Annotated in this window: 21 protein-coding genes and 1 pseudogene; 13 read left to right on the forward strand and 9 right to left on the reverse strand. The window is 43.7% G+C overall.

Annotation, left to right across the window (positions count from 1 at the left end; translation table 11 throughout):
• A pseudogene (locus FTV48_RS02905) lies at nt 1-409 on the reverse strand (alkyl hydroperoxide reductase subunit F); the annotation flags it as partial.
• Between the two features lie 234 nt (nt 410-643).
• Here FTV48_RS02905 and FTV48_RS02910 point away from each other — a divergent pair.
• Nucleotides 644-862, forward strand: a complete 219-nt coding sequence (locus tag FTV48_RS02910) for a DUF1653 domain-containing protein (protein ID WP_005097373.1) — start codon at nt 644-646, stop codon at nt 860-862.
• 23 nt (nt 863-885) lie between these two features.
• Nucleotides 886-1,485, forward strand: coding sequence for an O-methyltransferase (locus tag FTV48_RS02915; protein WP_005097372.1), 600 nt, complete (start codon nt 886-888; stop codon nt 1,483-1,485).
• A gap of 2 nt (nt 1,486-1,487) precedes the next feature.
• Here FTV48_RS02915 and FTV48_RS02920 read toward each other — a convergent pair whose 3' ends face one another.
• Both FTV48_RS02920 and ahpC read right to left on the reverse strand, forming a co-directional pair.
• A complete protein-coding gene (locus tag FTV48_RS02920; protein WP_100329913.1) occupies nt 1,488-1,694 on the reverse strand; it encodes a KTSC domain-containing protein in 207 nt (68 codons plus the stop codon).
• 308 nt (nt 1,695-2,002) lie between these two features.
• Entirely contained in the window at nt 2,003-2,566 is a 564-nt protein-coding gene (gene ahpC, locus FTV48_RS02925) for an alkyl hydroperoxide reductase subunit C (RefSeq protein ID WP_005097370.1), read from the reverse strand.
• A gap of 488 nt (nt 2,567-3,054) precedes the next feature.
• On the opposite strand from ahpC, the gene hrpA reads away from it, so the two are divergent.
• The 6 genes from hrpA to FTV48_RS02955 all read left to right on the forward strand — a co-directional run bounded on the left by hrpA (nt 3,055) and on the right by FTV48_RS02955 (nt 13,250).
• Nucleotides 3,055-6,978 (forward strand): ATP-dependent RNA helicase HrpA, encoded by a 3,924-nt coding sequence (gene hrpA / locus FTV48_RS02930; RefSeq protein ID WP_179999343.1) that lies wholly within the window; start codon nt 3,055-3,057, stop codon nt 6,976-6,978.
• A gap of 30 nt (nt 6,979-7,008) precedes the next feature.
• On the forward strand, nt 7,009-8,118 hold the full coding sequence (locus tag FTV48_RS02935; RefSeq protein WP_005170328.1) for a beta-ketoacyl-ACP synthase III: 1,110 nt from the start codon (nt 7,009-7,011) through the stop codon (nt 8,116-8,118).
• Nucleotides 8,119-8,144: 26 nt separating this feature from the next.
• Nucleotides 8,145-8,921, forward strand: a complete 777-nt coding sequence (locus tag FTV48_RS02940) for a 1-acyl-sn-glycerol-3-phosphate acyltransferase (protein ID WP_100355380.1) — start codon at nt 8,145-8,147, stop codon at nt 8,919-8,921.
• 160 nt (nt 8,922-9,081) lie between these two features.
• Entirely contained in the window at nt 9,082-11,088 is a 2,007-nt protein-coding gene (locus FTV48_RS02945) for a hypothetical protein (RefSeq protein WP_179999345.1), read from the forward strand.
• 89 nt (nt 11,089-11,177) lie between these two features.
• Nucleotides 11,178-12,893, forward strand: a complete 1,716-nt coding sequence (locus FTV48_RS02950; RefSeq protein WP_179999347.1) for an AAA family ATPase — start codon at nt 11,178-11,180, stop codon at nt 12,891-12,893.
• A gap of 30 nt (nt 12,894-12,923) precedes the next feature.
• Complete coding sequence (locus tag FTV48_RS02955) at nt 12,924-13,250, forward strand: gamma-glutamylcyclotransferase family protein (protein ID WP_074383262.1); 327 nt, start codon at nt 12,924-12,926, stop codon at nt 13,248-13,250.
• Between the two features lie 272 nt (nt 13,251-13,522).
• Here FTV48_RS02955 and FTV48_RS02960 read toward each other — a convergent pair whose 3' ends face one another.
• Nucleotides 13,523-13,975, reverse strand: a complete 453-nt coding sequence (locus FTV48_RS02960; RefSeq protein WP_005097358.1) for a DUF441 domain-containing protein — start codon at nt 13,973-13,975, stop codon at nt 13,523-13,525.
• A 139-nt stretch (nt 13,976-14,114) separates the two neighbouring features.
• Between FTV48_RS02960 and FTV48_RS02965 the strand changes: the two genes are divergently transcribed.
• Nucleotides 14,115-14,825: a pseudouridine synthase gene (locus FTV48_RS02965; RefSeq protein ID WP_005097357.1), complete on the forward strand. Its 711-nt coding sequence runs from the start codon at nt 14,115-14,117 to the stop codon at nt 14,823-14,825.
• 39 nt (nt 14,826-14,864) lie between these two features.
• Here the strand turns inward: FTV48_RS02965 and FTV48_RS02970 are convergent, their stop codons facing one another.
• From FTV48_RS02970 to FTV48_RS02980, 3 genes are all read right to left on the reverse strand, one after another.
• Nucleotides 14,865-15,308, reverse strand: coding sequence for an N-acetyltransferase (locus FTV48_RS02970; RefSeq protein WP_159516028.1), 444 nt, complete (start codon nt 15,306-15,308; stop codon nt 14,865-14,867).
• Nucleotides 15,309-15,405: 97 nt separating this feature from the next.
• On the reverse strand, nt 15,406-15,753 hold the full coding sequence (locus FTV48_RS02975; protein WP_005097354.1) for a type II toxin-antitoxin system RelB/DinJ family antitoxin: 348 nt from the start codon (nt 15,751-15,753) through the stop codon (nt 15,406-15,408).
• A gap of 114 nt (nt 15,754-15,867) precedes the next feature.
• Entirely contained in the window at nt 15,868-16,776 is a 909-nt protein-coding gene (locus FTV48_RS02980; RefSeq protein ID WP_179999349.1) for a pseudouridine synthase, read from the reverse strand.
• 125 nt (nt 16,777-16,901) lie between these two features.
• On the opposite strand from FTV48_RS02980, the gene tsaE reads away from it, so the two are divergent.
• The 4 genes from tsaE (at nt 16,902) to hfq (ending at nt 20,883) form a co-directional block, all read left to right on the forward strand.
• Complete coding sequence (gene tsaE / locus FTV48_RS02985; RefSeq protein WP_005097351.1) at nt 16,902-17,381, forward strand: tRNA (adenosine(37)-N6)-threonylcarbamoyltransferase complex ATPase subunit type 1 TsaE; 480 nt, start codon at nt 16,902-16,904, stop codon at nt 17,379-17,381.
• Nucleotides 17,371-19,347, forward strand: coding sequence for a DNA mismatch repair endonuclease MutL (mutL, locus tag FTV48_RS02990; protein ID WP_005170358.1), 1,977 nt, complete (start codon nt 17,371-17,373; stop codon nt 19,345-19,347). Before tsaE ends, mutL begins: the two co-directional genes overlap by 11 nt.
• Nucleotides 19,348-19,353: 6 nt before the next feature.
• Nucleotides 19,354-20,298, forward strand: coding sequence for a tRNA (adenosine(37)-N6)-dimethylallyltransferase MiaA (gene miaA, locus FTV48_RS02995; RefSeq protein WP_005097348.1), 945 nt, complete (start codon nt 19,354-19,356; stop codon nt 20,296-20,298).
• 93 nt (nt 20,299-20,391) lie between these two features.
• Nucleotides 20,392-20,883 carry an RNA chaperone Hfq gene (gene hfq / locus FTV48_RS03000; protein ID WP_179999351.1) on the forward strand — a complete coding sequence of 164 codons (492 nt, stop codon included), beginning with the start codon at nt 20,392-20,394 and terminating at the stop codon, nt 20,881-20,883.
• A gap of 119 nt (nt 20,884-21,002) precedes the next feature.
• On the opposite strand, the gene FTV48_RS03005 is transcribed toward hfq, so the two are convergent.
• Nucleotides 21,003-22,310, reverse strand: coding sequence for a peptidylprolyl isomerase (locus FTV48_RS03005; protein ID WP_179999353.1), 1,308 nt, complete (start codon nt 22,308-22,310; stop codon nt 21,003-21,005).
• The gene (locus FTV48_RS03010; RefSeq protein ID WP_179999414.1) at nt 22,310-24,763 is read right to left on the reverse strand and encodes an LPS-assembly protein LptD; all 2,454 of its coding nucleotides are present in this window, start codon (nt 24,761-24,763) and stop codon (nt 22,310-22,312) included. Before FTV48_RS03010 ends, FTV48_RS03005 begins: the two co-directional genes overlap by 1 nt.
• Nucleotides 24,764-24,800 lie beyond the last annotated feature (37 nt).

Below are 24,800 nucleotides of genomic sequence, written 5' to 3' on the forward strand. Positions count from 1 at the left end.
CTTGAACCACATCCGGACAGTTATGGCAGCTGAGTGATACAAATACATCAAAATCAGATTTGATTCCTAAGCCTTTAATCGACTCTAAAACTTCAGCAGATACTTTCGGTGCATAACCAGAGCTTTGCAGTAAAGCCAGAATCAGTGAGGTGAATTCATGCCCCATTGGCAGACCTGCGAAGTAGACCCGTGGCTCTTCACCTGCTTTGGCAATACCGAAACTTGGTGCACGTTGGTTCTGGCCATCAAAACGTGCAGTGACTAAATCAGATAATGCAGCCACTTCCTCAACCAGTTCTTTGATTTTTGCAGATTTGTCGGAATCATTTAAAGTCGCAACCAGTTCAATCGGGCTTTCTAGACGTTCGAGTAGTGTTTTTAATTGAGCTGAAGTATTTTGGTCTAACATGGCTAACGTCTCCAAAGGAATAAATATTTATTTGATAAAGCGATATTAGTGCATAAATCAAAATAGGTAAAACAGTTTGTTTTTATAGTATCGATCGGAATTACTGATTTATTGAAAAATGCATCATTAATTTCAGATTTTTATATGGCGTTAGAATAAGAATTTTCAAGTAATTTAACTTGATATTTGCTTAATTCAGTTAGTATTAGGCATCTATAACAGGAGGGCTGAATCATGGAATTACAGCGCGGAATTTATCAGCATTATAAAGGGCAGCTTTATCAGGTATTACATGTCGCCACGCACAGTGAAACTGAAGAAAAGCTGGTGGTTTATCAATGTCTCTATGGGGATTATTCGATTTGGGTGCGCCCTTTAACAATGTTCACTGAAACCATTACCACCAACGATGATCGTGAAGTGGAACGCTTTAAATTAATTCAGGCGCTTTAAGCTAAAAGGCTCAGGGAGGGGCTATGCTAAATCCAGATGAATTTGAAAAATTCATGCATGAATTATATGAAAAATTTCATATGCATGATCTCAAGCAGACAGATCGACTGCAACGATATCGCAATATAGAACCAGAATCAGGTCGATTTTTATCCATGTTGATTTGTGCCCAGCAAGCCAAAGATATTTTGGAAATTGGTACATCCACAGGCTATTCGACTTTATGGCTAGCTGAAGCTGCTCAGCATACCCAAGCAGTGATAACCACACTGGAAATAGATAAAGCACGTGTCACTCAAGCGAAACACTATGCAAATACGTTGGGTTTTGAGCATCTTATTGATTTTAAAGTGATGGATGCGCAGCAATATCTAGAAGCTTCACAGCAACAGTTTGATTTTATTTTACTGGATGCAGAGCGCGATGCCTATCTAGGCTATTGGAAGCATTTGGCTCGATTACTCAAGCCAAAATGTGGGATGCTTGTGGTGGATAATGTCATTTCACATGCAGCAGAAGTGGAAGAGTTTATTCATCTGATTCAGCAAGATCAGCGTTTTATCATCAGCACTGTACCGATCGGTGCGGGTCTGCTGATGGTCGGATATCGTGAATCGCATTAGTTTTAATCCATACAGACTTTATTGAAATGTAAATTATATTCAAGATATTTATGTACGAAAGCAGCTTTATCTTCACGTCTGAGCAGGTTGTCATAAATAAATTCGGGTACAGGATGATAGAGTTCCGTATGGCCATTACTATAAACGATTTTCAGGTGGCGGCTTGAGGGATTATATTTCCATGAAATCACTGTAAGCAGTTTTTGCATATGCGTTCCTCCACTGAATATTTATTTTCTTATCATTTGAACTTATGCCATGCCGTGCTGTAGATGTATAGCTATATTGTAAGAATGGGCAGAGGATTGTAAGAAAATAGCTGCAGCGAGAAATTAAAACTTATTCAGCGCAGTTTGATAGATCGCAAAGAAATAGACGATTCAAGCAATTTCGGGATAAATACACACACTCAATCTGCGTGTAAACATTACTTCTAAAATAAATAAATCAAATCAAAAGTTATAAAAAACCACGCTAAAGAGCGTGGTTTTTTTGAGTCAGTTTAATCTAATTAAAATTAGATTTTACCCACTAGGTCGATTGAAGGAGCAAGAGTTGCATCGCCTTCTTTCCATTTAGCTGGGCAAACTTCGCCTGGGTGAGCATGTACATACTGAGCTGCTTTAACTTTACGAAGAAGTTCTTGAGCATCACGACCGATACCACCGGCGTTGATTTCAACGATTTGGATTTTACCTTCTGGATCGATGACGAAAGTACCACGATCAGCAAGGCCGTCAGCTTCGATTAATACGTCAAAGTTTTTAGCAAGCGTCCAGTTTGCATCACCAACCATTACATACTGGATTTTTTTGATTTCTTCTGAAGAATCGTGCCAAGCTTTGTGTGTGAAATGTGTGTCAGTAGAAACTGAGTAGATTTCAACGCCTAATTTTTGGAATTCAGCGTAGTTGTCAGCAAGGTCACCCAGTTCAGTTGGGCAAACGAAAGTGAAGTCAGCTGGGTAGAAGAATACTACAGACCATTTGCCTTTAAGGTCAGCTTCAGTTACTTCAATAAATTGGCCATTTTGGAATGCAGTTGCTTTAAATGGTTTAACTTCAGTATTAATTAAGCTCATCATTGTCTCCATGATTGAGGTTTGTTTTGAATTTCAATTAGCTTATAGAAATTTACTTTATTGGTGAAATGGTATTTTTACATTACAAAAATCGGAAAAACCGAATCATGTAAAAATTCTCCATTTTCACAAAATAGCTTTGTTCATTGAGCAGCATCAAGATGATGGCTTCATGACAAAATTATCTCTTTTTCCTCGTGCTAACAAACATGATGCTGAAACTGAAAAATTCAAGGGCAAATCAGGAAAAAATCCTGTTTTCCTCAAAATACTCTCGATATCAATTTAAAAATTAGGTTTATGCTTAAACTTAATCATGTGGACAGGTGAGAGTAGCGGGGTAATTTGCTCGATTTACTACGCCGAATTAAGGGAAATGAGACGAGTAAAGCCAATTTGTCCGGCACTTAACAGAACTACGACTATCTGAAAGCTAATGAACCAAGTAAAATAAACTTTTCCGGTTTTTTGATGTGGGTGTTTTCTCTGTGCAGAGTCATTTAAATGTAGATCAATGGATAATGGCGCGTGACCGTCACCGTTTAAATCGACTGAAGAAGGGGAAAGATGCCAATGCCAAGCAGTATCAGGAACTATTTGAAAAATCCAATCTGAAAGTGCGGCAGCGGCTGGAACGTCTTCCAGACATCAAGCTGAATCAAGATTTGCCCGTTACCCAATACGCTGACAAGCTGATAGCCGCGATTCAAAAGCATCAGGTCATTATTGTGGCTGGCGAAACCGGTTCTGGTAAAACCACACAATTACCGCAAATTGCCATGCTGGCTGGACGCGGCCTGACTGGTCTGATTGGACATACCCAGCCACGCCGACTGGCGGCTCGAAGCGTATCACAGCGTATTGCTGAAGAAGTTGGCGAAAAACTCGGGGAATCAATTTCCTTTAAAGTGCGTTTTACTGAACAGGGTTCCCAAGATTCAATTGTACGCTTGATGACTGACGGTATTCTGCTTGCCGAACTGACGCATGACCGCTACCTAAGCAAATATGACACCATTATTATTGATGAAGCACATGAACGTTCGCTGAATATCGACTTCATTATGGGCTATCTGAAGCAGTTACTGCCGCGTCGTCCAGACCTGAAAGTCATCATTACGTCTGCCACACTGGATGTAAACCGTTTTAGTAATTACTTTAATGGTGCACCCATTTTTGAAGTAGAAGGCCGTAGTTTCCCGGTTGAACTGCGTTATCGCCCGATCTCGGAAATGAGCATTGGCGGCAGCGATGATGATGAATTTGATGACTTCGAAGAAAACTTGCCGCGTGCTGTGGTTAAAGCGGTAGAAGAATGTTTTCAGGATGCACAAGAAAAAGGCCATCCCGAACATGCCGATATCCTGATTTTTGCCAGTACAGAACAGGAAATTCGCGAGCTACAGGAAACCCTGATCAAGCATGGACCACGGCATACTGAAGTCTTAACCTTATTTGCCCGTTTAGCCTTGGCAGAGCAGCAAAAAATCTTTAATCCTTCCGGTGGTGGGCGACGTATTATTATTGCCACCAACGTCGCGGAAACAGCGTTGACTGTACCGAATATTCGTTATGTAATTGATAGTGGTTTTGCGCGTATTTCACGTTATAACTATCGTTCACGGGTGCAGCGCCTGCCGATTGAAGCCGTTTCTCAGGCTGCAGCCAATCAGCGTAAAGGTCGTTGTGGTCGTATTGCGCCCGGTGTTTGTATCCGCCTGTATTCAGAAGACGACTTTCTGAGCCGTCCGGAATTTACTGAACCTGAAATCAAGCGTACCAATCTGGCATCGGTGATTTTGCAGATGCAGAGTCTGGGTTTAGGCTCGCTGGAGGACTTTGATTTTATCGAACCACCGGATCACCGTCTGGTGAATGATGGCCGTAAGTTGCTGATTGAGTTGGGGGCAATGGCCGAGAAAAATTCTCCTAAAACTGAAGATGATCAAGCAAATCCCTCTAAATCTCCCTTTGAGAAAGGGAGACTTCAAAGCAGTGGATTAACCAAAATCGGTCAGCAAATGGCAAAAATGCCGATTGACCCACGTCTGGCCCGTATGATTTTGGGTGGCGCACATTTTGGTGTTTTAAACGAAGTCTTGATTATTGTTGCGGCGCTCGCGGTGCAAGATCCGCGTGAACGTCCTGCAGACAAACAAATGCAGGCCGACCAGAAACATGCCTTGTTCCGTGAAGCTGATTCTGACTTTTTGTTCTATATAAAACTCTGGGAAACATTGCACGGCAATCGCGAAAGTATGAGTGAGAATAAACGCCGTACATTTGCGCGGAATCATTTCTTGAGCTGGCTGCGTTTACGTGAATGGAAAAAAACCCATGAACAACTGGTGGACTTGGCTCAAGGTCTAAAACTGTCATTTAATGACAAAGCTGCCAGTTATGAAAATCTGCATCGTGCATTACTCACCGGCTTATTGTCGTTTATTGCCAACAAGACCGATGAGCGTAATGTCTTTATGGCAGTGCGTCAGCAAAAAGCACGGATTTTCCCGGCATCGACTTTGCATAAGAGCAATACGCCGTGGGTCATGGCTTTTGAGATGGTGGAAACCTCGCAAGTGTATTTACGCACTCTGGCCAAGATTGAACCGGAATGGATACTGCTAGCCGCCCGCGATCTGCTCAAGCATCATTATTTTGAACCGCACTGGTCGAAAAAAGCCGGGGTAGTGAACGCTTATGACCAGATTTCATTATTTGGTCTGATCATTGAGCCAAAAAGAGCAATCAATTATGAAAAAGTCGATCAGGCGGCTGCGCATGAAATTTTCTTACGCGATGCTTTAACTACGGGTCATCTCGGTATTAGTCCGCCATTTTTAAAGCATAACTTGCTTAAACTGGAAGAAGTCGAACGGGTTGAGGATAAATTGCGTCGTCGTGATCTGGTGGTAGACGAAGAAACCATTTACCAGTTCTATGCATCTAAAGTGCCAGCTGAAGTGGCCAGCCGCCGTACTTTTGAAGATTGGCGAGCTACGGTTGAGCCTCAGCAGCCACGTTATTTATTTGTTGATGATGATGCATTATGGCTGAATGACCGTCCAACCACACAGCAATTTCCTGACTATTTACGTAATGGTGAACTTCGTCTGGCAGCGACCTATCGCTTTGACCCGAGTCATGATGAAGATGGCGCGACAGTTAAAATTCCACTGCAAGCCTTGGCTCAGGTAGATGAATCAATCTGGTCCTGGGGAATTCCAGGCTGGCGTCTGGACCTGATTGAAGCATTGCTAAAAGGCTTGCCGAAGGACAAGCGCCGTAATCTGGTGCCAATTCCAGATACTGCACGAAAACTCATGGCAAAAGTCGATGTACAGGATCTGCAGAAACATATCTTTGGTTTCCTGGCGTTCCAGTTACGTGGCGATCAAATCACTGAGAAAGATTTCAGCTTTGACCGGGTCGAACAGTATCTGTTGCCGTTTATTAAAGTCACTGATGAAAAAGGTCGTGTCATTGAACAGGGTCGTGATTTGTCAGAGCTGAAAGCACGTTGCCGGGCTGAAACCCATAGTCCGGTCAAGCAGCTGAAAGGTGAATTTAAAACCTTCCCGGAAAGTTTTGTGTTTGAAGCCTCACAAAAAGTCACGGGTGTCGTGGTCAAGCAGTATCAGGCGCTGGTGCCGACCAAAGCCTTTGCTGCACTGGAGCAAAAAGATGAGTCGGGCGTGGTGATTCAGACCTTTAACGATCAGGTGGAAGCGATCAAAAAACATCGTGAAGGGGTGATCCGACTGGTGCATATGCAACTGGGAGACCTGATTCGCCAGTTAAAAAAACAAATCTCCAAACCTTTGGCACTGGCTTATTCGCCACTCGGTGATAAGGCCCAACTAGAACAAATGTTAGTTTATGCCACACTGCAAGTGTCTATGAATGAGCTACCTGTCAATGCGCAAGAGTTCCAAAAACTGGTTGAAGATGTAAAAAAATCTTTCTTAAGTCATGGGCAAGTTACCCTGAAAGAGATCACAGATATTTATATCCAGTGGCAGGAAATCCGCCGAAAATTATTGGTTTTAGACCATTCTGTGTTTGAGAAAAATATCAATGATATTGAAGATCAACTTGATTTAATGAGTCTTTCTGACTTTGTATATCGTAAACCATCCGATGTATGGATCGAATTTCCACGTTATTTGAAAGCCTTGATCTTGCGTTTAGACCGCTTGCCCAATAATCTACAAAGGGACAATTCCGCCATTGACCAAATTGATCAATGGATGGAAAAATTGTTCAAGTTTAAAGATGACCCTCGTCTGAAAGAATTGTACTTCATGGTCGAGGAGTTAAGAATCTCATTGTTTTCACAACCGATGAAAACAAAAGCACCCGTGTCTCCAACTCGCTTGCAAAAAGTATGGGATCGTCTTGGAATCAGTTAAGATATAGGTAATTCAGAGAAGGAGTTTTACATGGGCATCCGCATTACGGGTACTGGCTTGTTCCATCCGGAAAATGTCATCACCAATGAAGAATTAGTTGAAAGTTTAAATGCTTATGTGGAACTGTTTAATCACGAAAATGCGGACAAAATCGCTGCAGGCGAAATTGAAGCGCGTCGTGGTTCTAGTGCAGAATTTATTGAAAAGGCATCTGGTGTCCAACGCCGTTATGTTGCGGAAAAAAGCGGTATTCTAGATCCGAAACGTTTACGTCCGAATTTACCTGAACGTGCAGATGATGAAATTTCACTGCAAGCAGAATGGGGTGTAATCGCAGCCAAGCAGGCGATGGAAAATGCAGGCGTAACTGCTGAAGATATTGATATCGTGATTTTGTCATGCTCGAATTTGCAACGTGCTTATCCTGCCGTTGCCATCGAGATTCAAACCGCTTTAGGAATTAAAGGCTATGCCTATGACATGAATGTGGCCTGCTCGGCAGCAACATTTGGTCTGAAACAGGCCTATGATGCGATTAAGGCTGGTGCGCGTCGTGTGTTATTGGTTAATGTGGAAATTACCTCTGCACATACCGATTTTCGTTCACGTGACTGTCACTTTATTTTTGGTGATGTGGCAACCGCTTCAATTATTGAAAACACTGAAAGCAAAACCGGTTTTGAAATTCTGGATTCCGAGTTGTTCACCCAGTTTTCGAATAACATCCGCAATAACTTTGGTTTCTTGAATACCTCTGAAAATGCCGACATTGATGACAAGCGTTTCCGTCAGGATGGCCGTAAGGTCTTTAAAGAAGTCTGCCCACTGGTTGCGAAAATGATTACAGCGCAACTGGAGAAGAATCAGATTGCACCGACTGGCGTGAAACGCTTCTGGCTCCATCAAGCCAATGCCAGTATGAATGAACTGATCCTGAAACTGGTGGTTGGCAAAGAAAATGCCAAACCTGGTCTGGTGCCGATGATTCTGAACGAGTTTGCCAATACTTCTTCTGCAGGCGTGATCATTGCATTACACCGCACTGCCCATGAAGTGGAAGATGGTGAATACGGCGTACTTTGTTCATTCGGTGCTGGTTATTCAGTGGGTTCGATTCTGGTTCAAAAACGTGTGGCATGATCCGCAATAAATAGAGAGTAGACAGATTGCAGGCCAAGCATGACGGGCAGTGGATCAGGCGTTTAAGTGCCTTCTCCAAGTTATATTTTACCCCGACATTTTTAGGGGCTGAGTATATGGATGCCAGTCGACCTGCAATGTATGTCGGTAATCATTCCATGTATGGCATCTTTGATGCGCCGATGCTGATTGATTACCTCTACAACGAACATAAGGTGGCTGTGGTCAGTATTGCAGATCATAGCCATTTTTATGTGCCGCTGTGGCGTGAAGCCGTGAAAAAGTTTGGTGCCATTGATGGAACACAAGCCTATGTGCGTGCTGCAATGCAGCAAGGCTATTCCATTCTGGTCTTTCCGGGTGGCGGTCGTGAAGTGCTCAAACGTCAGGGTGAGCAGTATCAGCTGATCTGGAAGCAGCGTTACGGCTTTTTAAAGCTGGCGCAAGAATTCAACTATGATCTTGTCCCTTTTGCCGCTCTCGGTGCGGATGAGGTCTATGAGATTGGCTTTAATGCCAATAAGATTATCCAGCATAAGTATTTTCAAACACTACTTAAAATACCACAACTCAATAAATTACTACGTCAGGGCGATGTGATTCCTTCTCTGCCCAAACACCTGTTGCCAAAACGCTTGCCCTTTTATTTTCAGTTTATGCCACGACTATCGATTGCTCAGGTGCAGACGCAAGAAGAGCTGGTTGAGTTTCGGCATAGCTTGCAACAGCATATTTATACGGGGTTGGCAGCGCTCACTGTGCAGCGTCAGCAAGACCAGCAGGCAACCGAATCCTCGTTGTAAATCCAAGTTGTGACATATTGAGATGCGCTATATTTAGAAGTCATCCTGCAGTGCTGTTTTATTGTGCGAGTACTGCCATAATGTATGGTCAAATAGTCACTGATCGATGATCGAGGGCTCAACATGATTCAATATAAAAATAAAATAAATAGGTGCGTATATGGAACAGGGTGGTTGGGTAGCGCCGTTAAAATTGCTGGCACAACAATGTTTGCGGATTTCTCCGGAGTTGAACCAGCTTTATCTGGATCAGATGGCGATGATTGGTCATCTGACTGCACAAAATCTATTAAAAATTCAGCAGGGTCAGTACCGGATTGAATTGCTGGATGGGTTGTTCTATATCCAGTTTTATACTGCATATGCACTGGACTCCGGAACTGTACCCGTTTTGGTCGAGAGTCATTTTTATTTTCAGCAATACAAAGCAGAAGCGCTAGAGGAATTTTTTTTACAGGATATTTATTTCCTGACTGGGGACTTGAAACCGCAGCATTCGCTGTATTTACGTGACAAAGCCAAGCAATTACGCAAACTGATTCTGAACCAGGTCTATGAGGCGGTAAATGGCCCAGCACGGGTATTGGCATTCCTGCAACAGATGTCGGTGGTTCAGGCTGAGATTATTGATCATCATTTAATAGAGGCCGGGTTGTATACAACACCAGTCATGCAAAACGTTGTTCTGGACGAACAGGATATTCCCCCGAAAATTCTTGAAAGCTTGCAACAGGCTTTTTCTTTGGCATTTCTACAACAGGATGAGTTCCTGTCCATCCAGTCCTTAATGGACACTCTGGATGAATTCTGTTTTAGTGCCGCACAGTTTTTGCATCCGGCGACGTTTCGGATTATGTCCTTGTCTTTTGAAGAGCGTTTTAATTTACATGAACTGAATGATCACAGCGATGATATTCAGCTGTTGTATCGACATGCCGAGGAGCAAAGCCACCTGCTCGGTTTTGTCCGTTTGATGAATCGTGAGGTCTGGCATCGCGATGACTTATTAGCCAAACGAAATTTTCTGGAAAATCATCCCTATTTATGGCAAAAAAAGGTGGCCCGATTACCACTATTTGACTGTCATCGTGCAGTGAACTGGATTTTCAGGCAACCAGTCGAAGTAGTGGACTGGATCAGTGGCAATATTCAGCACAGCAGCGTGCGGGTGGCAGTGACGGCCTTAAGTTTTGTAGACAGCCATCATATTCATCCGCAGATTATTCTGGCGACCTTGCAATATTTTCAATATGTTTCGGCGCGACTGTTTATTCATAGCATGCATGAATATGCAATCCAGCATGACTGGTTTCAACATCAGCATAATCAGGCGGTGGTCTTAAAAGGCACACGTCAATCGATGGATGATCAGCGGATTGCCATCACTCCCTCGATTCTGTATCTGGACGAATGGATAGAATTGCTGCGTAACGTGGTCAAAATGGATGATCAGATCACCAAGAAAGTCTATTTGCAACTAAGCCGGGTGATGCAGGCATATATGCAGCATCTATATAAAATTACCGCGCATCTTCCAGAAGAAGTCTTGGCTTATATTCAGCCTCAAAGCCAGCAGAATCGGGATTTCTATCATGTGTTGCAGCGCTATCGGATTCCTTTTGTCGAATTTAGACAGCTGTTTTATTTACACAGTGGACATGTGCGTGAGTCTGTATTTGACAGTTATGTGCGTGACTATCTGGTGGAATATTTTTCCAGTCATAACGAGACTCCGAAAAACCTCAGCTGGAGTGGATTATTCGCTCAGGCCGTGATCTGGCATGATCAGATTCAGAAGCAGGAAATGATGGCCAAGCTGAAAAAAGAGTTTGCGCTCGTAACTTGGTCACCTTTGACGCAGGCCTCATTTTTATTATATTTCAACTGGCGTTTTGAGGAGCTTAAAAATCTGGATCGTATTCTGGAAGAATCCAAGGTTTTCAGGAACTGTCTGGCGGCCAGTTATGCCCAGCAGATTATTGAAGGGCAATATGTGGCCTTTCGCATGTCGCATCCGGATGTGCGTTTACCTTTAATTCTGGGCTGTCGGATCGTCAATGGGCAAGTGATCTTCGATCAGCTGGAATATCCGAACAATCAAAAGGCAGAAGCTGAATATAGCAATATCGCGATGCATTTTATCAACTGGCTCAACTTGCAGGCTTAAGTGCAAGATTAAGTGGTTTTCCGCCATGACGCTTAACTTTTCTGCCAAAAATCGTTAGGCTATAGCCGTTCTTTCACGGTATTGCTCTTATGAAACAGGAAACTGCCCTTAAGTTACTCAAAGCAGGAGAAAATGTCTTTTTAACCGGTTCTGCGGGTGCAGGAAAAACCTATACGCTGAATCAATATATTAATTATTTAAAAGCGCGTAAAGTCGCCGTCGCGATTACGGCATCGACCGGTATTGCAGCCACGCATATGAATGGTATGACCATTCACACCTGGGCCGGCATCGGCATTAAAGACTTTTTGTCCGAAGATGACTTAAAGCGCATGAAAGAGCGTAAATACTTAAAAGAACATCTGGAAAATGCCCAAGTTCTGATTATTGATGAAATTTCCATGCTGCATGCCAAGCAGCTGAATCTGGTCAATCAGGTGCTGAAATATTTTAAGGACAGTGATGAAGCCTTTGGCGGTATTCAGGTGATTGTGGCCGGGGATTTTTTCCAGTTGCCGCCAGTCGGTAAGAATGACGAGCGTAACCGCGATAAATTCTGCTTTATGTCGGAAGCCTGGGTCGAAGCCAAGTTTCGAGTGTGTTATCTGACCGAGCAGCATCGTCAGGGCAATGATTATCTGAATGATATTCTGAATGCGATCCGTGCGCAGGCAATTAGCACTGAACACCGCACCGCATTACAGGGAACACGTCATCAAGAGATTGGCGATACCTATACGCGTCTGTATACCCATAATATGGATGTGGATAGTCTTAACTTTAAACATCTGAATGAAATTGACAATGATCCACGCCAGTTTGATGCCCAGTGTGATGGCAATGAAAAGCTGATTGAAACTTTAAAATCTTCCGTACGTGCACCAGAAGCCTTAACCTTGAAAAAGCATGCCAAAGTCATGTTTGTAAAAAATAACTTTGATATGGGCTATATCAACGGCAGTCTGGGTGAAGTGATCAGTTTTGAAGAAGACGATGAATATGGTGTGCTGCCCAAAGTAAAACTGACCGATGGCACGACCTTGGTGGTAGAGCCTGAAACCTGGTCGGTAGACAATGAAGCCGGTAAGACTATTGCCAGTTTCCAGCAAATTCCTTTACGCTTGGCCTGGGCGATTACCATTCATAAATCTCAAGGGATGACCTTGGAAGCAGCAGAAATTGATCTGAGTCATACTTTCGAGAAAGGTCAAGGTTATGTGGCGTTGTCACGGTTGAAAAGCTTAAATGGCTTACGTTTAAAAGGCTTTAATGAACAGGCTTTGGAACTTGACAGTTTAGCGATTAAAGCTGATCGCCGTTTTCAGGAACTTTCTGATGAAGCCGAAGCGAATTTTGAAAATGTCGATTTGACTGCGCAGCATAAAGCCTTTATCCGTCACTGCGGTGGCACATTGAATGAAGCAGAAATCCAGCGCAATGAAAAGAAAATTTCCAAGAGTGGCACGAAGCAGAGTTATGCCACTGCCACACTGGATGAAACCCGAGCACTGTTTGAAGAAGGCTATGAAGTTGCGGATATCGCGACTGAACGTGGTCTGACGCCAGCGACAATCATTAATCATCTAGGCCGTTTACACAAAGAGCAGGGACTGGATATTTCGGTGGCTCATCCGGGTGAGGAAGTGGTGGAGCAGGTGCGTAAAATTTATAAACGCTTAACCAAACGTCAAAGTGCTGAGCATTTTAATGATGATGGCTCGATTAAGTTGCGCCCGATTGTAGAACTTACCACGCCTAAAATGGCCTATGACCAAGTCCGTCTGGCACTATTATTTGTAGAGTAATCACCGAAATGATCCTTCAGAGCTTTTAAGATGCATAGTTTATTCGTATACGGCACGCTTCGTCCCCAGCAACCCAATGCCCATGTCATGGAGCGGATTGGGGGAAGCTGGACAGCCGCTTATATCCGTGGGCATTTGCAACAGCGTGGCTGGGGTGCTGAATTTGGTAGCCCGGGCATTCAGCTCAGTGATTCGGGCGAGACTGTTCAGGGTTATGTATTTATATCTGAGCATCTTCCCCAATATTGGGAAGAGCTGGATGCGTTTGAAGGTGATGAATATCAACGGATTCCGGTTAAAGTATATTTGGAAAACGGCGAGATGATAGAAAGTTTGGTTTATGCCTTAAAAGATTAGACCGGTATTTGTCATGCAGTGAATTTTAAATTTTTATCAGGTCACAGCTTGTTAAAGATCATTCTATTTTTTTGTATCGCTTTTATTTTAGCTTGGAAAGCTTATAACCAAGATGAATCTTCCGTTGATCTGATGATATATCCTGAGCAAGCTTGAAACACTGCTTTAAAGCTTGGTGCAAGGTAATCAATAGATGACCTGCATATTATAGGTCATGTGATGTATTTTTGAGAAATCTTTGCATACTGGTGATGCGTGCTGATGATTTGAATCTATTGCGTACCAATCAATAAGGATAAAATCCCGGCTGCAATCAGCGGCCCAACAGGTACGCCGCGTAACACCGCCACACCTGCTACAGTACCAATCAATAAGCCCGCGACAATATCCGGTTGATTCGACATCAGTTTCACACCGCGGCCACCGAGCCAAGCCACAAAAACACCAATGGCAATGGCCAGTAAAGATTTCCAGCTGAGAAATGACTTGAGAATACTTTCTCCGGCAATTTTGCCACTCGCAATCGGTGCCAATACCCCGATGGTTAAAATAATAATTCCAATATTCAAACCATGTTGTTGTACATAAGGCAACAGGTCGTGTAGCGGGGTAATTTTAAGAACAATCAGTACCGCTGCAGCGATGGTGACAGCACTATTGTGACTGAATATACCACAGGCCAGTAATACCAAAAGAACCATCAAATTTAAATCGAGTTGTGACATGGGCGGGAGAGGAAACATGGAAAATGCCACCATTGTAGAGCGTTTCAGCTGGTGATACGAAGAAAATAAGCGAAGCAATCAATTTAGGTGTGTTTCAGGATAGAATGCACAACTCTTCACGCGATACAGGTTTAAGCAGATGCTATTGGAAAAAATGTTGCAGTCACAAGGTTTCGGTTCCCGCAAGCATTGTCAGCAATTGATTAAAAATGGTGCTGTTTCTATCCAGAATGAAGTGATTGATCATCCTAAACATAAACTGGATTTGAATGATTTAGACTTCGAGGTCTATGGCAAGGCCCATCGCTATCGAGAGAAAGTCTATATCGCTTTAAACAAACCGCAGGACTATGAGTGTTCGCATCAGGCCACGCATCATTTTAGTGTGTTTGATCTGTTTGATGAGATGCTGCTGAATCGTGGCATTCAATGCGTGGGTCGTCTGGATCAGGACACCACCGGACTGTTATTGTTGACTGATGATGGCCAGTTTCTGCAAGCGTTAACACATCCGAAAAAACATGTGGCCAAAGTTTATCAAATGCAAACGGCAGATCCAGTCACTGATGCTCAGCTACAGCAACTGGAACAAGGCGTTGAGCTACGCAATGAAAAAGGTATTTTTGCAGCCACTGAAGTGATACGTCTGTCTGAAAGCCGTCTGCAAATGAGCATTCATCAAGGGGTATATCATCAGGTGAAACGCATGCTGGCAGCCGTCGGAAATAAAGTCGAGCAATTGCATCGTGCTCAAATTGGTGCTTTGGCTCTGCCTGAGCTGGCTGAAGGAGAATGGATCTATTTAAATGCAGAACAGGTGGCTTTGGCAAAATTCCGTTCAGAAGAATAATTGAGTTATTCTTCTCAAGTTTATTTGAACGATCAGATTTTATCTCAGGAAACAATGATAGGTCTGAAACTCATTATCCTTAATAAATCCCATAGATTCATACAATTCATGCGATTGGTAATTGTTCTTTTGGGTTTCCAGGCTAATTCTTAAGGCCTGTTCATGTTTGGCAAATAAAATTGCGGTATCAATCAGTTGTCTGGCTGCACCCTGACGCCGAAATATCGGGGTGATATAGACATCATCCAGAATATAATAGGTCGAGCAGGCCACCGAAGAAAAACCCAGATACAGGATAATAAAGCCGGTAAAAGTATCATCTTTGGTATTAATGAAAATGACGGTCTGTCCATCTTCAAAACGTTGTTTTAAAAATTGGTAGGAGAGTTCGGGGTTAGAGGAGGTGCCATAAAATTGTCGATATTCATCGAATAATATCGCAAGCTGATTCAGGTCTGCTGATTGAGCGCGTCGTACGAGCATTGCATCCTCCATGCTAATTTTTTATTCATTATCAGCATCAAGCATAGCGAAGTTTGTCAGTGGCCGGCTTTAGAAATTGTTCGGAAATGCAACAATGTTAAATTTTGTCGCTTTCACCTAAAATGGCATTCAGTTCTTCAAATAAATCCAGATGATCATCATCGAGCTGGATTTCCTGATCATCCAGAGAATTGAGTGTTGAATTTGGCAAGCTGCTTTGCCCATTCTGGATCTCATTTTGCTTCAGTTTGCGCAGTCGGATCAGTTGTTCCAGATTAATATTCTGGTTTTCAATCGAGAAGGGGATCGATTTGGTAATCACCACCTGTTTGAAAAAAAGACGCACGGCCTGAGCTGGCGTAATCCCCAATTGCTTAAATACCGCAAAGGCTTGTTTCTTCTCTTGCGAGTCCAAGCGAATTTGATAAACTTCAGTTTTTCTCATAATATTTTTAAAGCTTTAAATTACTTAACTTTTCGCCTTTATTCTAATCAATTACGTTTGAAATTCAATCTTAAAGCGACCGATTTTAGAAAATAATCTGTAATGACAAGCGATTTACAGTGTCAATTCAAGTCTGGAGCTGAAATTCATGCTTTTCTGCGTGATCGGATCGATGAATTGAATATGTTGGGCCAATAAGCTTAAAGGGGCAGAAAAATCATCTTCGGCTTTGTGCGCTATCCGTGGATAAAACGGATCATTCTGAATTGGAATACCGAGATGATTCAAGTGCACGCGTAATTGGTGCTGTTTGCCAGTGTGTGGTTTCAGTTCATATTTGGCCCATTCTTTATTATGTTCTAACAGCTGGATTGCCGTTTCGCTATTGGCTTCGCCGTTGACCACCTGCATGGTATAGAAGGGCTGACCTTTTTCCATTCTTAATCGTGTGATCAATGGAAATTCTAAATCAGCCTTGTATGCTGCAATCGCATGGTAGGTCTTCTGCACTTGCCGTGTGGCAAACATCTGTTGATACAGGCCACGAGATTCTACATGTTTTGAAATGAGAACCACGCCGGCCGTTTCACGGTCTAACCGGTGAATCGGTGTTAAATGTTCATTGCCTGTTTGTTTTTTGAGACGAACCAGCAAGGTTTCCTGTACATACTGACCGGTCGGACTCATGGTCAAAAAGTGCGGTTTATCGATCACCATGAAATGCTCATTTTCAAATAAAATCTGATGTTGAAAAGGAACATGCACTTCATGTGCCAAAAATCGATAATAAAAACAATGACTATTGGCCTGAAATGGACTTTCTGTGCTTAATTGATGGCCCTGCGCATCATAGACCAGACCTTTGGCGAAACGGGCTTGCCATTCATCTGCTGCGATATGCGCAAATTGCGTGCATAAATAAGCAAAAACTGTCGGGGGTGCATCTAGACTATCCTGCAAGAACACTTTACTGGCACTGACCCCATTTAACATGGGCGGATTAAACTCAACAGTCGGATGCATGGCAGGCAGATCAACCTCTCAGAAACAGAAATGGTGAAAAAATACAGTTTCTCACACAGGTGAATAGGCTTTTAAAGCGTGGCGATGCTATCATATTTATTCTTTTGCATCATGTCGTGAGTAATATGCCTTATTCATTTAATGTCACTTTAAATCATGAAGACGATACCCAGAAACTGGCCAAGGTTCTGGCCGAAAATTTCCCTGCGGGAGTCGTATATCTGATCGGTGATTTGGGGGCAGGAAAAACGACCTTAACGCGCTATTATTTGCAACAGCTGGGTCATCAAGGTTCGGTGAAAAGTCCGACTTATACGCTGGTCGAACCGTATCAGATCAATGGGCAGGATATTTTTCACTTTGACCTGTACCGTCTGAATGACCCCTATGAACTCGAATTGATGGGAATCCGGGATTATCTGGAAACTCCGAATGCGCTATTTTTATTTGAATGGCCCTCCAAAGGTGGCGATGAAATTCCGCAAGCTGACCTGATTATTGAAATTTTAAAATCTGAAGATGAACTGACCCGTACTGCAAGCCTGATTTCCTCTAATCTTGCTTTGCGAGAGGCTTTGGAGCGTCAATTTTCACATGTCGAATGATTTAAGCCTACGCCGTATCCGTGCCCTTGATCCTGCGCTGGCCAACCAGATTGCTGCAGGTGAGGTGATTGAGCGTCCGGCATCCGTGGTCAAGGAATTACTGGAAAACTCGATTGATGCGGGTGCGACCGAGCTGATCATCCGGGTGGAACAGGGTGGCAGTACCTTAATTGAAATTATGGATAACGGCCGTGGTATTCATGCTGAAGATCTGGCATTGGCCGTCATGCGTCATGCCACCAGCAAAATCCAGAGTGCCGATGAGCTGTATGCGATCAGCAGTTTAGGCTTTCGTGGAGAAGCGCTGGCATCGATTGCAGCAGTCTCACGCCTGACCATGATCAGCAGTCAAAATGAGGATGGCATTGGTTATCAGGTAGAAGTAAACGGTACGGCTTTTGATCATCAGCAGATTCAAGCGGTCGCGGCTTCGAAAGGGACGCATATCCGGGTTCAGGATTTATTTTTTAATGTGCCTGCGCGGCGTAAATTCTTAAAGAAACCGGGCACTGAATTTGGCCACATTGAAGAAATTGTACGCCGTATGGCACTGACGCATTTTGATATCCGGTTTGTGCTGGAACATAATGAAAGCATCAAGCTGAATTTACCCGTGGCGGACAGCGGTGCTTTACGTTTCCAGCGGGTACAGCAGTTATTGGGTCGTCAGTTCACTGAAAATGCTTATTGGATCGATGCTGACAGTATAAACATGCGTTTATCAGGCTGGCTTGGTCATCCCTCAGATGCGCGTGCACAGGCCGACTTGCAATATGTCTATGTCAATGGCCGGATTGTCAAAGACAAAACCATTTCTCATGCCTTGCGGATGGCTTATGATGGCATTTTGCATGGCCATCAACATGCGGCTTATTTGCTGTTTTTAGAAGTTGATCCTGAAAATGTTGATGTCAATGTCCATCCCACTAAGCATGAAATTCGCTTTCTGAATCAGCGTGAAGTACATGAGTTTGTACGGCATTATGCCAAAGAAACTCTGGCACAATTCCAGACGGCAACTGCTGATTTAGCAACTGCGATGAAAGTTGATGATGAACCTGTTGCACTTGTACCGCAACCGCGTTATCAGGAACAGTTTAGCCTGCACCAGACTGCGCATGCGCAGCAGCAATTATCCTCTAACCTACCTGTAGCTGCTAAAGATGAAAATGAGGCATCGGATGTCCTGACCGACTTTGAATCTTCGCGGCCGCAAACGGTACATTATGCGCGAGACTATAATGCGTCTTATGCAGGCTCGCAGCAGCTGAATAATGCCCTGCAAAGCTATCTGGCACCGCTGCGTGATCAAGCGTCTGCCTATGAGCCACAAGTTGCAGAGCAAGCCTTGCAAAGTCATATACAGGCCAAAGTCGATGAACATCCACTCGGGATTGCGATTGCCCAGTTACATGGGATTTATATTCTGGCACAAAATACCGAAGGGCTGATCATTGTGGATATGCATGCAGCACATGAGCGGATTGTCTTGCAGCAAATGAAATCGGCTTGGGATAAACCTGAATTCTGGACATCACAGCAATTGCTGATTCCCAAAGTGGTCAACATCACTCGAATGCAGGCGATGCGGGTCGAAGAACTCAAAGAGCAGTTAATGCGTTTGGGGCTTGAAATTGACCAGTATGGTGATGAACAGGTGATTGTGCGTGGCGTACCTGCCATTTTGCACAAAGCAGATTTTGATGCACTGATTCCCGAGCTGTTAAATGATCTGGATCCGAATGATCAGGTACAGGGTCTATTGCAGAAACGTGACCAGATTCTGGCAGGTATGGCCTGTCATGGTGCAGTACGTGCGCATCGCATTTTAAGCCTGTCTGAAATGAATGCTTTACTGCGTCAGATGGAACACACTGAATTTGCCAGTCAATGTAATCATGGCCGTCCGACTTGGCGCGCTTTTCCATTGAATAAACTAGACAAACTTTTTGCTCGAGGAGAGTAGTTTTACATGTCCAATCAATTGCCGGTCATCAATTTAATGGGGCCAACTGCAAGTGGCAAAACCGCTTTGGCATGTGAACTGTATGAGCAGGGAAAATTCGAGCTGATTTCAGTCGATTCTGCGCTGGTTTATCGGGAAATGGATATTGGAACAGCCAAGCCTTCTAAAGAGGAACTGGCGCGCTATCCGCACCATCTGATCGATATTATCAGTCCGCTTGAAGTCTATTCTGCGGCAAACTTTGTTGAAGATGCTTGCCGGTTAATTGATGATATTCATGCACGTGGTAAAACACCGATATTGGTGGGCGGAACCATGCTGTATTTTAAAGCCTTACTTGAGGGGTTGTCAGATAATCTGCCCAGTGCCGACTATACGATTCGTGCTGAAATTGAAGCCAAAGGCGAGCGAGAAGGTTGGGAGACTGTTTATGCAGAATTAAGTGCCGTAGATCCCGTTGCTGCGGAGAAATTCAAGGTTAGTGACAAGCAGCGTATTATTCGTGCCTTAGAAGTGTTTAAACTGACCGGTGAGCCGATTACAAAACTACAGGCAGAGCAACCTAAAAATTTACCATATCGTTACAGTTTTTATAACTATGCACTTATGCCAGATCGGTTAGAATTACACGGGCGTATTGAACAACGTCTGCAAATGATGTGGAAAAACGGTTTTTTAAATGAAGTTGTTAGTTTAATTGAAAAATACGATTTTAATGAAAATCTACCTTCTATGCGTTCGGTAGGTTACCGTCAAGCTATAGAATTCTTAAAAAATGCTGATAAAACCAAGGAAAAGCAACAGGAAATGGAGGATAAAGCTTTATTTGCGACACGACAACTTGCAAAACGTCAATATACGTGGCTGAGGTCTTTGCAAGAAAAGCATAAATTTACAACATATTTTACGCTACAGCAGGCTCAACAAGACTTGCGAAACTGTCACGGATAAAGCAAAATTTAGGGACTATCTTTTTTATAATTTTTAATTGAAAAATAGAGATAGTTTTTGCGCTGATTTTTAATTTTTTTTTGGAGTTATAACATGTCTAAAGGTCAAACTTTACAAGATCCATTCTTGAATTCTCTCCGTAAGGAACGTATCCCAGTATCTATCTTCCTGGTAAACGGTATTAAATTACAAGGTCATATCGAGTCTTTCGACCAATACGTGGTTTTATTAAAAAATACAGTAAGCCAAATGGTTTATAAGCATGCAATTTCAACTGTAGTGCCTGCACGTAATCCTCGTCCTGCTGGTGCGCCTGCTGGTCCACAAGGTGCTGGCTTTGGCGGTCAAGGTGCTGCTGGTGGTTTCGGTGGCGGTCAAGGCACTGGCTTTGGTGGTCAAGGTGGCTTCGGTGGCGGTCAAGGCGCTGGCTTTGGTGGTCAAGGTGGTGGCTTTGGTGGTCAAGGCGGCTTCGGTGGCGGTCAAGGCGCTGGCTTCGGTGGTCAAGGTGGCTTTGGTGGTCAAGGTGCTGGTTTTGACAACGATACTAAATTTGAAGATACTCAAGACGACGAAAATAATCGTTAATCGAGTCTGAAAATTAAAAAAACCTCTCATCGAGAGGTTTTTTTATGCCTGTAAGTTTTGCATGGATAAAAATTAAAAAGCCAGCAATCTAGCGCTGGCTTTTTAAAATGGATCTGGGCTTAACGATTACGTTTAGGATCCAGTTGTGGATCTTTAATTTCTACATAGGCATTGCTGCGTGTTTCACGTAACCAGCTGTCCAGCTCGGCATCAAACTGTCGTTCACCAAGTAATTGACGGGCCATACGTTCTTGATATTCCTCTGTCATATCCTGTTGACGTGTTTCGCTGACTTGCAGGATATGCCAGCCAAACTGGGATTGAAACGGTTTACTGAACTGACCCACTGGGGTGCTTTTCATCTGTTGTTCAAATTCAGGCACCATTACCCCAGGGCTTACCCAGCCAAGACTGCCACCATCACGTGCTGAACCGGTATCATTGGAGAAAGTTGAAGCTAAAACAGTAAAATCTTCGCCTTGTTGCAGGCGGCTATATAAACTGTCAATCATCTGTTTGGCATTTTCCGGACTGACTACTTCAGAGGGTTGAATCAGGATGTGACGGGTCAAGTATTGAGGAACCAGGGCTTTTTGTTCGCCACCTTTACGTTCTAGTAGCTTGAGTACATGTACCCCATCAGCAACCGGAATGAGTTCAGAGGTTTGACCTGGCTGTAGGGTCGTGACACGTGCAGTCAGTTCTGCCGGAATTTCTGACAGGCTTCTCACGCCCATGTCAGCAGCTTCGACTTTAATGCCGCCAGTGCTGTATTTTTTGCTGATTGCCTGAATATCATTGCTGTTATTCAGCTCTTGCTTTACCTGTGTAGCAATCTGTTCAGCATTTTCGCCGCTTACACGTAAATGCAGCACATGTACCTGACTGCCGAGTAAAGCCTGACCTTGCGGGGTATTTAGGAAGTTTTTAACATCCTGGTCTGTGATTTGAATCCGTGAAGTCACGACTTGTTGACGTAAACGATTCAGCGCTAAATCTTCCGCAATACGGTTGCGTAAAGAAGCATAGGTATTTGGCGCCATGGCATCCAGTTTTTGCTGGAAAGCTTCCAGACTGGTTGAGCCCGAATCGCGTGCAACTTTCAGTACTGCATCATTCAGGGATTTTTCATCGGGACGAATATTGTAGCGTTTAACTTGTTCAAGTTGTGCTTGACGAATAATGAGCTGCTCTAAGGCTTGTTGCTCAAGAAATTGTTGGGGTGGAACTGTCTGATTTTGCTTTTGCAGCTGATGAGAAATCTCGGCCACACCTTGAGCCAGATCACTACGCAGAATGATACTATTGTCGACCACAGCTACAACTTCATCTTTAGGTTGGGCAACAGCAAACGTCGTCATCGCTGAAGAAAGGCATAGCGCAAGTGCAGTCGCTTTAAAAATTTGTTTTAACTGTTTTGTCTTCATTAACGTTCTGTCCAAGTTTGATTGATATTGTTAAAACCTAGAATGCGATTTTCTAGTAATGAGGTGAGTTTGCTGCTTAACCCACCTAAGCCTTTCAGGCTGACCTCGGCCATAATAGCGCGTTTGGCTTTGACGTTTGAATCATTAACGTCGTCTAAGTCATTGTAATATGAACGACCATATACAGAAACTCCCCAACAGCATGACTCATAGTTGACCCCAAGTAAATATTCTCGTGCGACACTATTGTCGAGGTCAAACTGCGCATGTCCTACCAGACGCCAGTTGTTGGCAAGCGGCTGAATAAAGGAGCCGACGATATGATCATAACGGTCTTGACGGTTCGGAATGTCTTTACGATAGAAATAGCCGACGTTGTATAGATTGCCCTGATCGCCAGTATAATAAACCTGCACATCACGCTGCGCATTCTGACCATTCGACATCCAGCTGGAGTTTAAATTGACATGGACATTATTCGATAGCTGGCTGGTGAGCTGAATGACAGGCCCTGTATGGCTTTCACGGTCAAATTTGTCTGCATCCTGTTCCAGTGTGACACGGCGATCTTCAAAGAAGAAACTTTGACCGACACTCGCGCGTAGGCGTTCCAGACCTTCTTCATTAAACAGGCTATAACTCAGGCCTAAAGAGGCAAAGTTATTGTCTTCCAAGCGGTCGTTACCATAGAAGCGACGCGCACTGAAAAGCTGATCATAATTAATCGAAGCAACGACTGAATCAAAGTTAGGTTGATTCTGCTGGTTTTCATAAGGTGAATAGGCATAGAACAGACGAGGCGTTAAGGTCTGTAAATAGGTGCCTTCTTTTTCGAAAATTAAGCCGGTGTCCAGCGTGAATTGTGGCACCACTATGGACTGGCTTTCACTAGAACCACCACGGTCTCGGGTTTTCTCATCATAGAAGGTATTGATGTTGCGTACAGATGCTTCCGGAATAAAAAACGACCACGGGTTATAGTGATTATAACGCACCGAAAAGTCGTTATAGATGCGGGTGCCACTTGGTTGATAAATCTTGTCATCATTTTGAGGGATATCAGCAAAATTTCTCAGGTCTTTCTGGAAATAAGCAGTATCGTTATTAAACTCAAGCTGTAATCCGAGTGGATTGCCAGTTTTATAATTGACTAAAAGCTGCGGCAAACGTGCATAAGGACGATCTTCATCCAGTACAGTGGGATCGAGTGTCTGGAAATCTTCGACTTTGAATTGTGCCTTTAAGCCGGGAATACCATTTTTATAATTGACTTCCCAGGCGCGGCGCAGGTTCAAGTCAGTTTTTGAGTTCGGGTTATTGTCCAGGTCGGCAAAGTAATCTTTGTCTGAGGCGTAGTTATATTCCAGATTGGTCGAGAACTGATCGTTGATCTGCCAATTATGCAAGTAATGTAAGCTTTTACGATCCTCATTATCATAACTTTCATCCGAAGGTAGATAGCCACCCCAGATACGACCTTCACCATAATTTTCTGTCAGATAACGGAACTCGCCATCTAGCATGGCACCACGATCACCAATATAGCGCGGAGTGAGGGTAGCATCGTACTGTGGAGCCAAATTCAGATAAACAGGAACACCGAGTTCAAGTCCGCCATCATTGGTAAAACCAAAAGTTGGCGTTAGAATGCCAGTAGTACGGCGGTCATCAATCGGGAAGTTGAAATAAGGGATTGCCAATACCGGAACGTCTTTGACATACAGTTTGGTATTGCGGGTTTCACCGCGTCCGGTTTCCTGATTCAGCTTGATCTTTTCTGCCTGTATTTTCCAGGTCGGCTTTTGCTCAGGCGGGCAGGTAGAGTAAGTGGCATTTTCCAGTTCTATGGTATCAGTCGATGTTTTGGCAATCTTTTCTGCACGACCGTGGGCATGTTGCTGCTCTGCAATATAGAAACTGTTGTTTAAATCGCCCTGTTGGGTTTTTAAATTATAGTTAATATCATCACTTTGTGAGATCAGACCGCCTTGTGCTAACTGTACCTGACCTGCTGCTTTGGCATAGGTCTGGGTCTGATCAATGGTCACTCGTTCGGCACGGATTTGACGACCTTGCTGATCAATAACCACATTGCCTTCCAGATAGGAGTCACCCGCCGGATTGTAATGTCCATAATCGGCGGTAATGGTTGAGGTGGCTTGGTCTGGCGCAATAGTCGCTGCATCTGGGGCGATCGGGGTAACCCAGGCACCTTCACAATAAGCCGAACTTAAATACTGTCCCTGGCGTTGCTGCGCTTCAGCCGAGGATTTATCGACATAGTATTGTGAAAAGAAGGCTTCACCTGAATAGGTCTCATTAATGCGCTGTTTGAGTTGTTCTGCATTTACATCGGATGAGACAGTTGATGCAGCATAGCTTGAGGCTGAGCTGCCACATAAAAGGGTTAAGATCGCAGTCGCTAGAGGGTTGATTTTAAAGTGATGCTTCATTTGTCTCATTAACCAATCATGCTTTTATCGCAATTAA

It is taken from the genome of Acinetobacter sp. YH18001, assembly GCF_013416975.1.
Taxonomy (GTDB): domain Bacteria; phylum Pseudomonadota; class Gammaproteobacteria; order Pseudomonadales; family Moraxellaceae; genus Acinetobacter; species Acinetobacter pseudolwoffii.

Coding starts and splice junctions, on each gene's coding strand:
- FTV48_RS02910 (WP_005097373.1), top strand. CDS start 644: ATGGAATTACAGCGCGGAATTTATCAGCATTATAAAGGGCAGCTTTAT.
- FTV48_RS02915 (WP_005097372.1), top strand. CDS start 886: ATGCTAAATCCAGATGAATTTGAAAAATTCATGCATGAATTATATGAA.
- FTV48_RS02920 (WP_100329913.1), bottom strand. CDS start 1,694: ATGCAAAAACTGCTTACAGTGATTTCATGGAAATATAATCCCTCAAGC.
- ahpC (WP_005097370.1), bottom strand. CDS start 2,566: ATGAGCTTAATTAATACTGAAGTTAAACCATTTAAAGCAACTGCATTC.
- FTV48_RS02935 (WP_005170328.1), top strand. CDS start 7,009: ATGGGCATCCGCATTACGGGTACTGGCTTGTTCCATCCGGAAAATGTC.
- FTV48_RS02945 (WP_179999345.1), top strand. CDS start 9,082: ATGGAACAGGGTGGTTGGGTAGCGCCGTTAAAATTGCTGGCACAACAA.
- FTV48_RS02950 (WP_179999347.1), top strand. CDS start 11,178: ATGAAACAGGAAACTGCCCTTAAGTTACTCAAAGCAGGAGAAAATGTC.
- FTV48_RS02955 (WP_074383262.1), top strand. CDS start 12,924: ATGCATAGTTTATTCGTATACGGCACGCTTCGTCCCCAGCAACCCAAT.
- FTV48_RS02960 (WP_005097358.1), bottom strand. CDS start 13,975: ATGTCACAACTCGATTTAAATTTGATGGTTCTTTTGGTATTACTGGCC.
- FTV48_RS02965 (WP_005097357.1), top strand. CDS start 14,115: ATGCTATTGGAAAAAATGTTGCAGTCACAAGGTTTCGGTTCCCGCAAG.
- FTV48_RS02970 (WP_159516028.1), bottom strand. CDS start 15,308: ATGCTCGTACGACGCGCTCAATCAGCAGACCTGAATCAGCTTGCGATA.
- FTV48_RS02975 (WP_005097354.1), bottom strand. CDS start 15,753: ATGAGAAAAACTGAAGTTTATCAAATTCGCTTGGACTCGCAAGAGAAG.
- FTV48_RS02980 (WP_179999349.1), bottom strand. CDS start 16,776: ATGCATCCGACTGTTGAGTTTAATCCGCCCATGTTAAATGGGGTCAGT.
- tsaE (WP_005097351.1), top strand. CDS start 16,902: ATGCCTTATTCATTTAATGTCACTTTAAATCATGAAGACGATACCCAG.
- mutL (WP_005170358.1), top strand. CDS start 17,371: ATGTCGAATGATTTAAGCCTACGCCGTATCCGTGCCCTTGATCCTGCG.
- miaA (WP_005097348.1), top strand. CDS start 19,354: ATGTCCAATCAATTGCCGGTCATCAATTTAATGGGGCCAACTGCAAGT.
- hfq (WP_179999351.1), top strand. CDS start 20,392: ATGTCTAAAGGTCAAACTTTACAAGATCCATTCTTGAATTCTCTCCGT.
- FTV48_RS03005 (WP_179999353.1), bottom strand. CDS start 22,310: ATGAAGACAAAACAGTTAAAACAAATTTTTAAAGCGACTGCACTTGCG.
- FTV48_RS03010 (WP_179999414.1), bottom strand. CDS start 24,763: ATGAAGCATCACTTTAAAATCAACCCTCTAGCGACTGCGATCTTAACC.